The sequence below is a fragment of the Marinomonas sp. FW-1 genome, assembly GCF_005222245.1.
GTDB classification, from domain to species: Bacteria; Pseudomonadota; Gammaproteobacteria; order Pseudomonadales; family Marinomonadaceae; genus Marinomonas; species Marinomonas alcarazii.
Genome location: NZ_CP025987.1, coordinates 2,344,065 through 2,357,433 on the forward strand (window position 1 = coordinate 2,344,065; position 13,369 = coordinate 2,357,433).

Genomic DNA, 13,369 nt, shown 5'->3' on the forward strand with positions numbered 1-13,369 from the left:
CGGTTTTGACGTCAAGTAATTTTACTTGTTAGCTATACGCTGCATACCCTGCGCAAATGCATACAATGAAGAAAGCAACTCTTGAAATTGATTGTTAATTTCTTCATGGTTTGGTTTCCACTGAAACTTACCATTTTTATCTGTGGTTTGACCTAAAACTAGATCATTAAGGCTTCCCATGCCTCCGCTACCCGAAAGTATAGTTTCAGCACAGCGCTGGTACTCACCATCATCAAATGCAGCCAAAGCCTTTTGAAAGAACTGTGACCAACGACTTTCATCTTCCTCAAGCAACACAATTGTCAGAATTAGATCTTTTCTAGTTTTATCGTACATAACTTCCTTCAGGCAGCTAACACCCGCGTAATGAGCTGGTTTGGAGCGCCAGCGGAAAACCAGTCCCAATTGACGCGTTTGTTAGCTTTTGCTCAATAATACTCTTCATAAGGGTTTTCATTTTCCAGTTTGGAAAAGCAATCTTTACACAGAGCCTTATAGCTTTCCCAGCCCTTCATATTACCAAAATCTACTTGCTCAAGGTCTTCCTCAAACTCAAGAGCCTGACAATGCTCACATTCAACAACTGGCTCAGAATGACCACATAAGTAACAAGTATCTGTACCATCGTGAATTACAAATGTATCTTTTTTACAAGCTGGACATTCCCATACCTCATCATCTGGAATTTCTTCAGCGACCATTCGTTCGGAAGCTCTGTTCTCTAACTCTTCGATATAGCTATCAAGATTTAGCAGCTCTGAATGGAGTTTAGGAGGAAGTAGAGAAACAATATCTGAATCCAAATGATCACGACAAAACGATGTATAAAAACCAACAAGACTCACAAAGTTAGACTTAATTTGCTCTATCGAAAGATCAAACTCAAAATGAACAATTTGATTTCTAAGCTCAGATGCAGTCCTAATGCACTTTACATCAGGTTGCTTTAAATTAACTTTCGATATTTTTTCAAGCCTTTCAATCGCCAGGCCCAGATCTACTGTATGCTTCGGCTTATCTATGTTCGAATAAACAAATATTTCATTGGTTCTTCTCAGGCGCTCTTTTAAGCTAGTTTCGATTGCTTGCACTAATAGCAGTATCGCAAATTTCCATTTGTCTTCGTCTGATTCGGCCTGAATTGCCTTATTCACAGACTCCAAGAAAAAGCTTATTGAATTTTCTAGAAGTGTCATTTTTAAATTAGGCACTTAATCTCCAAAGAAAGCTAACATCTTAATAGTCTGCATGCATGTTTAAACATATTTAAAACCTTCTTAATATCCTTGTAAGTCTCTGACTCTAAAGCCATGAATAGAGATGCTAGCAAAAGCCAAAACCGGAAAAACGAGCATGCGCGTTTTTCCTTTTATCCACAGCGCGTTATTTCTGTGCTGTATATTCTTATTCATTGATATTAGGAAAATTTTTTACTTTCTACCAGTACAAAACGCGCACAACGGTTTTATTTGAAATGGCTAAACGCGCAAAAATGCGTTTATTTCAAAAATAGACTGTATATACCGTCATAATCAGCTGATTGTCGGCCTAAAGGCTCGACCTACCTAAACAATGAAAGCTTCGCTTTCAACGTCAGATCACGCCTCGTGCCTCGTCTCATCAGACCTACGTTCTTTGGTGGCTCACTATGAAGCCCAAAAAAATAACCCCATCCTAATCCCTTGAAGAAAGGGGAAGGAACTAAACCCCGCTTAGCTTTTGCTGAGTTAGATACTCTAGTCTTTCTTAAGATACCGCCCTCGCGGTTCGTCACTCTCGTGTAATACCATTTCAGAATGCAGGAATTCAGCGGCGGCGGCGGAGTCTTTCACTTTTACGGCACTGCGCTCTAACATTTCGGCTTCGTATGCTGTTAGCACGCTTTCACGTATGCCTTTCTCGCGCCAATGGGATAAAGACCAGCATCCCTTGGTAATTTCTCTTGCCAAGACCAATGCGTCTAATAAGGCTTGGTTCGCGCCTTGGCCTTTAAACGGGCTCATTGGGTGGGCAGCATCGCCTATTAGAGTGGCTTTTCCGCTTGCGGCTAGGTCTGCCGATGTTAGTAAGGCGCGATCATAGACAGGATAACCAGACACCATGGAAGCTTTGGTAGCGGATAAGATCTGTGGAATGGGGTCGTGCCACTGGGTTCTTCGGCAAGCTTCTTCTTTAAGGGCTTGTGGCCCTTGGGCGTTTAGTTGCTTGGCCTCATCTTCTGACATGGGAAAGCTCAACTGCCACATCACAGAATCTGCGGCATAGGGCATAATGTAGATTCGTTCATTACCGTTGGCGGTTTGAAAAACGGTCGCGGAATCCAATAAGTCGCTTTTAACGCCATCAAGATCGCTTAATGAACAAATGCCTAGAATCACGATACAGCCAAGATAACGCAGTGGGCTGGCTTCATCGCCGATCAATTGCTTGCGTACAGCACTTCGAATGCCATCAGCGCCTACAACAAGGTCTGCTGTGCTGCGTTTAATTTCATTACCTACTTTAAAGGTTAGCTCAACCGCGCCATCGGATTCTGTAAATTCAACGAGCTGATGATTCCACTGCACTGCACTAGTTTCACCGAGTTGATCGAGTAGCGCTAAACGCAGTAATTGACGAGCGATATGGACATTGGTGCGTTTTACCGAACTTGGCTGTTCAGCCGATGCCATCCATTTTCTCATTCCCCATTCAGCAACCACTTTACCTTGTGTGGTGTGAACAAGATGACGAGTGGAAATAACCCCTTCTTTTAAGGCAAAAATCCCCAAGCCTTCAATTGCCTTGCTCGCCTGTTGCAGGGTTAGACCATAACCTTGGGAGCGCTCATTAAAGCTGCTGTCACGTTCGTATAATGTGAAAGGAATGCCTCTGTGCAAACAGGCGACAGCCAAAGCAACACCACCAATTCCGCCACCAATGATGGCGACATTAGGGTAATTTTCTGTGTCTACAGGTGGGAACTCATCGGACGGTATGACACCTGCACCAGAGCAAGGCAGACAAGATTCAAGATGTCCTTTGGGACGAATAGGTTCTACGCCTTCACCATTGTTTTTAACGAAGGCATCCCATTCCTTCTGGTAAGTTAAACGCACTTTTTTTCGTAGTCTTCGGCTTTTTTTACCGCGCCCCTGACATTCTGGACATACCGTCCAACAACTCTTCTCGTCTGCCACTCTTATCACTTCTATTGGTAAGCTATAGTCGATGTTTTACTGAACTTTACTCGCCGATGTGCCAACCATTGGTAATCGGATAACGACGATCTCGTCCAAAGCCACGAGCAGTAATTCGAACGCCAGTAGGCGCTTGACGACGCTTGTACTCGTTTACGTCCACTAAGCGAAGTACGCGATGCACTGTATCGCGATCAAATTGGTTAGTCGCTAAAATAGCGTCTGCACTTTGATCCTCTTCAATGTACATGCGCAAGATTTCATCAAGGATGTCATAGCTTGGCAAGGAATCTTCGTCTTTTTGATCTGGAGCCAGTTCCGCTGAAGGTGGACGGGTGATAACACGTTCAGGGATGACGTAGCCCAAGGTATTACGGTAGCGGCAAAGTTTGAATACCAAGGTTTTGAAGACATCTTTTAGTACGGAATAACCACCAACCATGTCGCCATAAAGAGTGGCGTAGCCTACCGCCATTTCACTTTTGTTGCCTGTGGTTAAGACCATGTAGCCTTTCTTGTTAGAGATCGCCATTAAGGTCACGCCACGGGTACGCGCTTGCAGGTTTTCTTCCGTGGTGTCTTTGCCGTAACCTTCAAACTCAGGTGCAAGCACTTCACTGAACGCTGACACCATGGATTCAATCGGTAAAACGCTGTATTTCACGCCTAATAAGTTGGCCTCTTCTTCGGCGTCGTGCAAGCTGATAGACGAGGTGTAAGTGTAAGGCATCATTACCGCCTGTACACGATCAGCACCAATGGCATCCACTGCCACCGCCAAAGACAAGGCAGAATCGATACCACCACTTAAGCCCAGCACAATACCTTTAAAGCGGTTTTTGGTGATGTAATCACGCAAGCCAAGCACCATGGCTTGATACACGCTGGCTTCCAAACCTAATGCTGGCGCAATGACACTTGCGACAGGTTCAACTTTGTTAGGCTGGCTTTCGTCGACGATCATATCGATGCTGTATAGACCTGCTTCAAACCAAGGCGCTTGCATGATTTTCTCGCCTTTGGCGTTAACCACGAATGAGCCGCCTTCGTATACCAACTCATCCTGTGTGCCCATGTAGTTCACATAAACAATCGGCAAAGTGACTTCTGTCGCGCGCTGATGAAGCAATGCTTCGCGTTCGCCCATTTTTTCGATGTGGTAAGGCGAAGCGTTCAAGTTAAGGATAAGTTCTGCACCCGCGGCTTTAGCTTGGGCAATCGGCTCTGGGTGCCAAATATCTTCGCAAATGCTTAAACCGACTTTTACGCCCTTGATGTCCACCAGGCCTGCTTCTTGGCCTTCGCTAAAGTAACGCTTATCATCAAACACGAGGAAGTTAGGCAGTTTCTGCTTGGCGTATTCCACCAGCAAGTCGCCTTGATAAATCACCCCAGCGCAGTTAAATAGCTCTCCATCGATTCGACGCGGATAACCAACCACCACATAAATATCGCGAATCTCGGCTAATAATTTTGCCAAGGCAGATTCAATTCGCTGGTCCAAGCTAGAACGTAACAATAAGTCTTCTGGTGGGTAGCCAGTTAACGTCAACTCAGGGAAAACGACGACGTCTGCGCCTTCTTCATCACGGGCTTTTTTCGCCGCTTCGATGACGGATTGAGTGTTTTTTGTAATGTCGCCGACCAGCATATCCAGCTGGGCCATTGCAATTCGTAATGTCATACAGTTGCTATCTCGTGAACTCTGTTAGAATATGCCCGTTATTGTCTGGAATAACCTAAGCTAGGTAAAGTATATGATCGTACGTTTGATCGTTTTTGTTGCTATTTTCTTTATTGGTTGGTGGTTATACCGCCAATTTATCATTTTTAAGCAGGGCCAATCGCAGCAGGGAAGTAAAAATAAAGGCCCAAGTAAAAAAGAAGCGTCTCAAGAAAGTATGGTTCGTTGTGCAGAATGCCAAACATTTACGCCACGCTCTCATGCCATTCATGACCAAGAAGCACGTGCATTTTGCAGTGCCGAGCATTTAAAAGCCTTTAATCAGAAGCACTGACCCAACCGCTTGAAATGCGCTGACTTTCACGCCACCACCAGCAGCGATATTGTTGCTGGTTTTGTGTGGCACACAGTCGATAGTAAACCTGACTATTCTCAGATTCCTCCGGTAAAGACTCGTAGCTTTCCCACCGATAATGCAGTAGTCGCCCTTCTTTATTAAACCAAGAGCCCTCCAAGTTAGGATCATTTAACTCACAAAAGCCAAGGCATTCACTTGCCTTAGCCGTAGTAAAACTTGGAGACACTATCCAAGCCTGTTGAAAATCTTGCCAAATTTGCTGTTCCATTTCGATTTCATTCAACTGACCGCGCCACTGATAGGAAGCCAACACTCTGTCTTGGTAATGCATAGACACACTCGCTACGATGAACAGTAGCGCAATAATTGGCAGCGATACCCAGCCGCGCTGGGCTTTTAACAAAGAAAAGTCCATTTTCTAGGTTTCCTTAATGTTTCTTTCGGGCTGTGCTTTTCCTTATCCAAGCACTTCAGATACGCGTTTAACGTCACTGCATTTAAAGAACAATAATTTGATTGCCTACCCCCTGACAAGGCGACAAATAACGCCAGACCTCGCCTCTCATAGAATGATATTCCTGCTGAAACGCTGTCTTGCCTGACATTTTGCAATCACTTAATTGGTACTGATATTCCACCCACAAGCCCTTTATGCTTGTTAGCGAAAATTCCCCATGGCGCGTTTCTAATGTATCCACTAAACCGTTGCCGCTGCTATCTAATAATGGATAGACAGCAATACGTTCAATCCCATTCCACAGCTCTAACGAATTACCGCTCTCTTCTGGTGTTCGCCAGAGTGCGTTTACGCCCTCTTTGCCTGTTGAGACATACCAATAGAAAGCGTCTTGGCTTTCGATAATGCCAGACTGCCCTAGGGCAACGTCTACACCAAAATCGATGACGCTTTTTCTCGTCGTTACATTTAAAACCTGACCGTCATAGTAGGACTCGCAAGACGAGAATGACGCCTTATCCCCCGCTTTCCAATGACAATCCATGGTCGTTTCTATTGGGTTGTCATCAAGCGTTATCGAGCGCCGACACAAACCATAATCCACGCCCTTTAACCAATCGGAGCCTTTACTCACTTCACGTGCTGCCAAACGCGCAGGAGGCACATCGCCCGATTCAATCGTTAAAAATAAGCGCTCATCTATACGACAACTCGCTGGCAAAAGGCGCGCCCATTGCGCTTTAATGTGAGAACGAATGGCGTTTTTGATGATGTGTTGATCTTGATAAGTTTGCGCCAATAATTGGCGTTCTTGCATACGCGCGAGAGCGGTGACTAAAAAGGGTAAAAACAAGGCAATTAAGGCACAAACCACCAGCAACTCGACGAATAAACTGCCCTTTAAATAATGTCTCAGATTCATTATTCAGCCTCTTTTTTTGACGTCATAACCGCCGATTTAGGCAAAGGGTGTAATGAAGCCTGAAACCAGCGTGTTAAATCATCGCCTGAGCATCGCTGGCAATCTGGGTATATTTGTACGTGAGCATCTAGGGAACGATCCAGCCAACTTACAGAGCCGGTTAGCTGCACCATATACGCTTGTTTTTGCTGATTTTCCGTGTGTTTGCGCTGCTCATTGGCTTGCTGAGTGAATTGCCATTGAGCAGAGATTTGCCGTTGTGCAACATAGAGAACAGCAGAAAACAGCGCCAAGCAAAGAACCACCTCAAGCATGATCCAGCCTCTTTGCCTTTGTCTTGGATGTGTTTCATAAATTCCACTAGGCAAATTCATCCGCACTGCCCTCCAACCATTGTTTGTGGATCGGACAGATAAAATCGCCCACTTTGGTTTAATACCAAGTCCGCTTGCCATGTTCCTAAACAAAATGAAAACGTCCCATTCTGATAACCAGACAAGCCATTAGATAGAAACTCTATTTGCTGTTTTTTAATCGGAAATCCATGCCACAACACAGTGACGGAAGGGTCAAAGGCGATTTGCCTAAACGCATTTTTAGCACCAGTGCGAGATTCAACCTGATAAAGCATGAATCCCAGAGACCAATCTCCCACACATCGGATACCACCACAAACGAAACTGGTTTGACCGCTTAAAACCGCCAATTGGCGAGCTTGAGTCAGTGCGTCTGCTAGACGCTTCATTTCTGTTTTGAGGATGTTTTGATCTTGAGCTTGTTGACTAACACGAAGAAAATGCAGTGACCCCATATGGGCCAAGATACTTAAAATTGCCAGAACGCAGAGCAATTCCAGTAGGGAAAAACCGTGTTGACGGCTCATTGAAAACCTCCTTGTTTTCAAATTTTGGCATGCGATAAGAGTAACTCACGAAAAGGCGTCCTGCCCTGTCAATCACTCTGATTTAACCTTAATTAATTGTCCTTATCAGCAAACCATTTATTGATATGATTCGCTAGTTGCCTTGGCTTTTGGAAAGGCAATGAATGGTCACAAGCGCTCATGGTTTTATGTTGCCAATCAGCATTACGCTCACTTAATAGATCATAATGTTGACGCAAGGCTTCATGGCTTAATTCCCCTGAAAACAAGAATACTTGCTCTGAAGAATCTATCATGGCCTGACGAATATGCGGCTGATTCGCCATCATTTCCACATGATCTGTCACCGCATCCAGCGCATAGGCAAAACCAAATGGTCGATGGGCAAGACGCGACTGTGTTGTGGCTTCCGCCACTGGGTGTTTGCGTCTATTAGGCGATACGCCATCCATAAAGCTCGCCACGCCCAGTTCCACATCTCCTGTATCTCGGATCAACTTTGACGCATGACGATACTTTTGGCGCACGTCCATCAAGGTAGCTAGATCTTCTCGGTCCAAAGAAGCGGGTTCAAACAACGCCATTTTGGCTTTCTTTTTGCCTTGCTTGCTGCGCTGATGGTTTAAATTCAATGCAACCAAACCACCGAGAGAATAAGCAACCACATCAAAATCGTCCCATTTTACATGGGCTAATAAGGCTTCAACCTCGTCGGTCAATTCATCTATCGACACAGAGGCTTCTTCACCATGATGGTGATAGGAATCTCCCATGCCTTTCAGATCTGGAACCAACATCCAACGCCATTGAGTAAAATACGGCATCATGGGCGCGAAGGTAATTTCACCAGCGACACCAGCACCATGTAATAATAAGCAAACACGGTCGCTTTGTGCTTGGGGATTCTCGTAAAGGCGGTACGCAATGCGCGCATTGGGTAAAGAAAGAAAAAAAATGTCAGACACTTGTAATTAACCTGTGAGGAGCCTTATTAAAAGAATACAATGCTGTGATCAGCAAAACGAATACATTGAGACCTTGCGCCTTATTTTGCGAGCGAAATCAAGACGAGTCTAGTTTAAACAAAGTTTTGATAAGCATAGATCTCATATTACTAGGTATTAAAATAAATGTCAGAAATCAAACAAGTAAATCTACCTTATCAGACGTCATTATTGTCTTTCTTTTCTGCAGTACGGGACTTACCTTACCCAGCCTTACTCGACAGCAATCACGAACATTTTCCTGACACAAATTACGATATTTTAGTCGCCAAGCCAATCGCTCGTGTTCACCCTACAGAACATAGCCAAGCCATTACTTGGTATGAGAAGCCACTTTACGAACTCAGTCATACAGACAACCCAATGACGCTGCTGAATGAGTTAATGAGTTTAATTTGCCAAGAATCTTGGGCGCAGTCTGCCCCAAAAGATCTGCCCTTCATTGGTGGTTTATTGGGTTTTTATGGCTACGAAAGCGGCCACTTTGTAGAGGAACTACCTGATACGGTAAAACACGACATACAACTGGATACGTTAAGTGTTGGGCTTTATGGCTGGGCGGTGGTGACCAATCATCAAGAAAAAACCACTCAACTCATTACCTCGCCTTGGTGCCATGCTGAAGATGTCGCCGATTTGATTAACCGTTTTACCAGCGCCTGTGATGATGTTTTGGTCAAGCATGACCTAAACGAAGCGCGACCTTTTGTCCTACAAGCGCCTTTTACCTCTAACATGAGCGACGCGGAATACGCACAAAAATTCGCAGCGGTTCAAGACTACATTCAGTCTGGAGATTGTTACCAGGTCAACTTGGCACAGCGTTTTTCAACTCAATACCAAGGCGACACCTTTACGGCGTATCATGCATTAAGAGACGTTTGTCCGACGCCATTTTCTGCTTATATGGTGTTTTCGCCAGAGCAAAGTATCTTGAGTCATTCGCCAGAACGCTTTCTATTATGCGATCAAGGCCGAGTGGAATCCAAACCAATCAAAGGCACAATCGCTCGTGGCAAAACGCCAGAAGAAGACAAAGCGAATGCAGACAAGTTACTCGCTTCCGAAAAAGATCGCGCTGAAAACTTAATGATTGTCGACTTGCTACGTAATGATCTAGGCCGCACTTGTTTAACAGGCAGCATCAAAGTGCCCAAGCTTTTTGATTTGGAAAGTTACGCTAATGTGCATCATTTGGTGTCAACGGTAGAAGGCAAAATCGATCAAGCGGACCAAGCCATTCGAGTTTTCCATCAAAGTTTCCCTGGCGGCTCTATCACAGGCGCTCCGAAAATTCGCTCGATGGAAATTATCGATGAGCTAGAACCCCACGAACGTTCCGCTTACTGTGGCTCTATTGCCTATTTCAGTGCCAACGGTCAAATGGATTCGAGTATCACTATCCGTACTCTGGTGGCAGATCATGGCAACTTACATTGCTGGGCAGGCGGTGGTTTAGTGGCTGACTCAAAATGCCAAGAAGAATACCAAGAAACCTTTACCAAAGTAGGCAAATTGACCCATACTCTAGAACAAGACTTTTTGAAATAGGCCGTACTATGTCTGACATAGAGAAGTTTTTAAGTGCTCCTCCCATTAATCTAAGTTTGGATGATATTCGCGCAGCATTAGACAAGGAGCCCTACGCACAACAAATTCATAACCCTGATAAGCAAATGTTCCCCAAGGGATATGACTTACAATATCGGTCTGCCGCTGTGCTTATTCCCATTTGGCGAGAGCCAGAAAATGGGGAACTTTACGTTCTTTTAACTCAACGCGCTCTTCACATGCGCAACCACCCTGGACAAATCGCTTTCCCAGGCGGCAAACATGACCCCGACGATGCCAGCATTCAATACACAGCACTAAGAGAAACTTTAGAAGAAGTTGGACTGTCACCCGATTGCTTTGATCTACTGGGCGAACTAGGTGAATACTGCACCATTTCTGGATATTGCATCAAACCTATTGTCGCTGAAATGACACGCCGAAGTGAATTAAGCCTTTGTGAAGACGAAGTAAAATCTGTCCACTGGGTGCCATTACGCCACCTGCTTACCCCACAAAATTACCGATTTAGGAAAAAGAAGCTCGACACCATAGAGCGAGGCTACTTTGAAATCGACTATGAAGAAATTCGCATATGGGGCGTTACTGCGGGTATTTTATACGGGTTATATCAAACACTGGCCAAACACATTCGCTAATATCACTTTCAAGCATTATAAGGTTAGTGTTCTTTCGTCTTTTGCTTCATCGACACAAATTGTTATCGTACCAATAACGTAACTTAGATCAGGGTACATTATCCTATGCCAGCATTCGACTTAGCGTCTTTTATTGCCAACAATAAAGAAGACGAAGCTCAAAAAATTATCCATAACGCGATTCGAGAATTCGACAACATCGCCATTTCTTTCAGTGGCGCAGAAGACGTTGTTCTTATTGATATGGCTGTCAAAGCGAAAAAAGACATCAAGGTATTTTCTCTAGATACCGGACGCCTTCATGCAGAAACCTACCGCTTCATGGAGCAAGTACGCAAACATTACAACATTCAGATCGACATTCTTTCTCCCGACCGTGAAGCTCTAGAAAACTTCACTCGCGAAAAAGGCTTATTTAGTTTCTTCGAGGATGGTCATAAAGAATGTTGTGGCATCCGTAAAGTACAGCCCCTGAAACGTAAATTGGCGACGCTTGATGCGTGGATAACAGGACAACGTAAAGATCAAAGCCCAGGGACACGCAATGTTCTGGCGTTTGCTGAAAAAGATGCCGCGTTTAGCACAGATGAAAAAGACTTATTTAAATTCAATCCATTGGCAAATTGGTCTTCTGAAGACGTATGGAACTACATCAAAATGTTTGACGTTCCCTACAATGAATTGCACTTGAAAGGTTTTACCAGCATAGGTTGCGAGCCTTGTACGCGCCCTATTTTACCGAATCAACATGAACGTGAAGGTCGTTGGTGGTGGGAAGAATCTGAACACAAAGAATGTGGTTTACACGTCGCAAACCTAATACCAACCGCTCAGCAATAAGCATCTAGTTTATCTATAACTAGGTTAGCCCTAAACATGCTTGATGTTATCAGGCATGTTTGGCTGTTTCAGTCTCATCTACAAATTGGTTTTCAAGATAATTCTGCCAAGACGCAATAAAATCGTTATAGCACACTTCCAGTTCTTGTATGTGTTGCAATAAAATCCTTCCTGCTGGTGTCATTTCCGTGGTTCGTCCATGACGAAGCAGCAGCGCCTCGCCCAAATCTCGTTCTAGTTTTTGAATATGCTGACTCACCGCAGGTTGAGTTAAACCTAACTGCTTCGCAGTTTTGGTGAAACTCCCAGTTTGAACCAACGCCTTAAAAGTAATGAGATGTTGTGTATTAAGCATAAAGAATCCTTATAGTTAATTACATTATGCCCAATGCTATTTTTACGAACATTGACCTATATCGTGTTTTCGTGAAAGACTGAATATTATTAGCCCTATGGATTAACAAAATGACCACTGCACAAGATGTGATGTTACCTTGGCACGAAAGACAATCCGGCCACCAAGAGTCCCGCGACAATGATTACCGTACGCCTTATCAGCGTGATCGAGCCAGAATCATACATAGCGCCGCATTTCGTCGACTTCAGTCAAAAACCCAAATCCTCGCTATCAGACAAAACGACTACAGCCGCACACGCCTAACCCACTCATTAGAAGTGGCTCAAATTGGCAACGGCATTGTTCACCAGCTAAAACACAGCTCGCCCGCAGACGCAGACTTTCAACCTTGGCTTGCTGATGATGCATTAATCGAAACCATTTGCCTAAGCCACGATATTGGTCATCCTCCTTTTGGTCATGGTGGTGAAATTGCCCTGAACTACATGATGCAAACTTATGGTGGTTTTGAAGGCAATGCGCAATCTCTGAGAATTCTCGGCAAACGTGGTTCTTACTCACCTATTTATGGCATGGATGTTACTCGCCGAACCTTATTAGGCGTTTTAAAGTACCCGGTTCTGTATTCAACAGTGGTAGGCAACTACCCCGAAAAACCAGCTAACTTCCGCCAATTTAAAGCGTCCAACTGGGCGCCACCAAAATGCGTCTACCAAGAAGAACAAGACTTACTAAATTGGATCCTTGAGCCCTTGAGCCAAGCTGACAGGACCTTATTACAAGAAGTACAACAAGCAGAGCCTGACGGCCACGCTAAAGCCAAGCACGCCAGTTTTGATACCAGTATTATGGATCTTGCTGACGACATTGCCTATGGCGTACATGATCTAGAGGACGCGATTGTTCTTGGTATGGTGACCAAAGACATGTGGTTAGAGCATTTAGAACCCAAACTCGCCGCTTTAGCATCGCCCTTTTTAGCTGAAAATCTAAACGACATACGTACACAACTTTTTAGTCGCCAAAGCCACCTTCGTAAAGAAGCGATCGGCAGCTTAGTCAGCTGGTTTATTACCTCTTGTCGAGTGGTTGAAAAAACACAATTCGAGCATCCGTTATTGCGTTTTCAAGTCGGCCTTCCAGAAGGTCAACGCCAAGCATTAAATTTGTTAAAACAATTTGAAATGCAACACATCATCCAACGTCCAGAAGTGCAAATGCTCGTCTATAAAGGCCAGCAGATGTTATTGGAAATGTTTGAGGCTTACTCAGCCGACCCAAGCAGATTACTGCCTAGGGAAATCGCCAGCGAATGGCAAAAAAGCCAAGATAGAGGTGAAAATGGACTTCGTATCATCTGCGATTACATGGCCTCTATGACCGACGATTACGCCAGCCGGATGTACAACAAACTGTTTGTTCCAAGTTTAGGGTCGGTGTTTGAACCCATGTAGGTTGAATCTTCTTGTAGGAA

Annotated in this window: 15 protein-coding genes; 5 read left to right on the plus strand and 10 right to left on the minus strand. The window is 44.5% G+C overall.

The annotated features are described in order from the left end of the window. Positions 1–21: 21 nt before the first annotated feature. The 4 genes from C1X04_RS10990 to C1X04_RS11005 all read right to left on the minus strand — a co-directional run bounded on the left by C1X04_RS10990 (position 22) and on the right by C1X04_RS11005 (position 4,863). Positions 22–336: a hypothetical protein gene (locus tag C1X04_RS10990; RefSeq protein ID WP_110573225.1), complete on the minus strand. Its 315-nt coding sequence runs from the start codon at positions 334–336 to the stop codon at positions 22–24. A 92-nt stretch (positions 337–428) separates the two neighbouring features. After that, complete coding sequence (locus C1X04_RS10995; protein WP_110573227.1) at positions 429–1,211, minus strand: hypothetical protein; 783 nt, start codon at positions 1,209–1,211, stop codon at positions 429–431. A 525-nt stretch (positions 1,212–1,736) separates the two neighbouring features. Further along, positions 1,737–3,179, minus strand: a complete 1,443-nt coding sequence (locus C1X04_RS11000) for an NAD(P)/FAD-dependent oxidoreductase (RefSeq protein WP_217494966.1) — start codon at positions 3,177–3,179, stop codon at positions 1,737–1,739. Positions 3,180–3,225: 46 nt separating this feature from the next. Further along, positions 3,226–4,863: an NAD+ synthase gene (locus tag C1X04_RS11005; RefSeq protein ID WP_137169929.1), complete on the minus strand. Its 1,638-nt coding sequence runs from the start codon at positions 4,861–4,863 to the stop codon at positions 3,226–3,228. 73 nt (positions 4,864–4,936) lie between these two features. Between C1X04_RS11005 and C1X04_RS11010 the strand changes: the two genes are divergently transcribed. Beyond that, the gene (locus C1X04_RS11010) at positions 4,937–5,197 is read left to right on the plus strand and encodes a PP0621 family protein (RefSeq protein WP_137169930.1); all 261 of its coding nucleotides are present in this window, start codon (positions 4,937–4,939) and stop codon (positions 5,195–5,197) included. Here C1X04_RS11010 and C1X04_RS11015 read toward each other — a convergent pair. From C1X04_RS11015 to C1X04_RS11035, 5 genes are all read right to left on the minus strand, one after another. Beyond that, a complete protein-coding gene (locus C1X04_RS11015; protein WP_110573237.1) occupies positions 5,181–5,636 on the minus strand; it encodes a hypothetical protein in 456 nt (151 codons plus the stop codon). The genes C1X04_RS11010 and C1X04_RS11015 overlap by 17 nt on opposite strands. A gap of 82 nt (positions 5,637–5,718) precedes the next feature. Next, positions 5,719–6,600, minus strand: a complete 882-nt coding sequence (locus C1X04_RS11020) for a type II secretion system protein (protein WP_137169931.1) — start codon at positions 6,598–6,600, stop codon at positions 5,719–5,721. Then, positions 6,600–6,914 (minus strand): hypothetical protein, encoded by a 315-nt coding sequence (locus C1X04_RS11025; RefSeq protein ID WP_137169932.1) that lies wholly within the window; start codon positions 6,912–6,914, stop codon positions 6,600–6,602. The genes C1X04_RS11020 and C1X04_RS11025 overlap by 1 nt, the downstream gene beginning before the upstream one ends. A gap of 56 nt (positions 6,915–6,970) precedes the next feature. Continuing rightward, complete coding sequence (locus C1X04_RS11030) at positions 6,971–7,483, minus strand: GspH/FimT family pseudopilin (RefSeq protein ID WP_137169933.1); 513 nt, start codon at positions 7,481–7,483, stop codon at positions 6,971–6,973. Between the two features lie 92 nt (positions 7,484–7,575). Beyond that, complete coding sequence (locus C1X04_RS11035) at positions 7,576–8,448, minus strand: alpha/beta fold hydrolase (RefSeq protein WP_137169934.1); 873 nt, start codon at positions 8,446–8,448, stop codon at positions 7,576–7,578. Between the two features lie 165 nt (positions 8,449–8,613). On the opposite strand from C1X04_RS11035, the gene pabB reads away from it, so the two are divergent. From pabB to C1X04_RS11050, 3 genes are all read left to right on the plus strand, one after another. Then, positions 8,614–10,038 carry an aminodeoxychorismate synthase component I gene (gene pabB, locus C1X04_RS11040; RefSeq protein ID WP_137169935.1) on the plus strand — a complete coding sequence of 475 codons (1,425 nt, stop codon included), beginning with the start codon at positions 8,614–8,616 and terminating at the stop codon, positions 10,036–10,038. 8 nt (positions 10,039–10,046) lie between these two features. Continuing rightward, the gene (locus C1X04_RS11045; RefSeq protein ID WP_137169936.1) at positions 10,047–10,697 is read left to right on the plus strand and encodes a CoA pyrophosphatase; all 651 of its coding nucleotides are present in this window, start codon (positions 10,047–10,049) and stop codon (positions 10,695–10,697) included. A 105-nt stretch (positions 10,698–10,802) separates the two neighbouring features. Beyond that, on the plus strand, positions 10,803–11,537 hold the full coding sequence (locus tag C1X04_RS11050) for a phosphoadenylyl-sulfate reductase (protein ID WP_137169937.1): 735 nt from the start codon (positions 10,803–10,805) through the stop codon (positions 11,535–11,537). A gap of 49 nt (positions 11,538–11,586) precedes the next feature. On the opposite strand, the gene C1X04_RS18775 is transcribed toward C1X04_RS11050, so the two are convergent. After that, positions 11,587–11,892: a LysR family transcriptional regulator gene (locus tag C1X04_RS18775; RefSeq protein ID WP_137169938.1), complete on the minus strand. Its 306-nt coding sequence runs from the start codon at positions 11,890–11,892 to the stop codon at positions 11,587–11,589. A gap of 110 nt (positions 11,893–12,002) precedes the next feature. On the opposite strand from C1X04_RS18775, the gene C1X04_RS11060 reads away from it, so the two are divergent. After that, complete coding sequence (locus tag C1X04_RS11060) at positions 12,003–13,349, plus strand: anti-phage deoxyguanosine triphosphatase (protein ID WP_137169939.1); 1,347 nt, start codon at positions 12,003–12,005, stop codon at positions 13,347–13,349. Positions 13,350–13,369 lie beyond the last annotated feature (20 nt).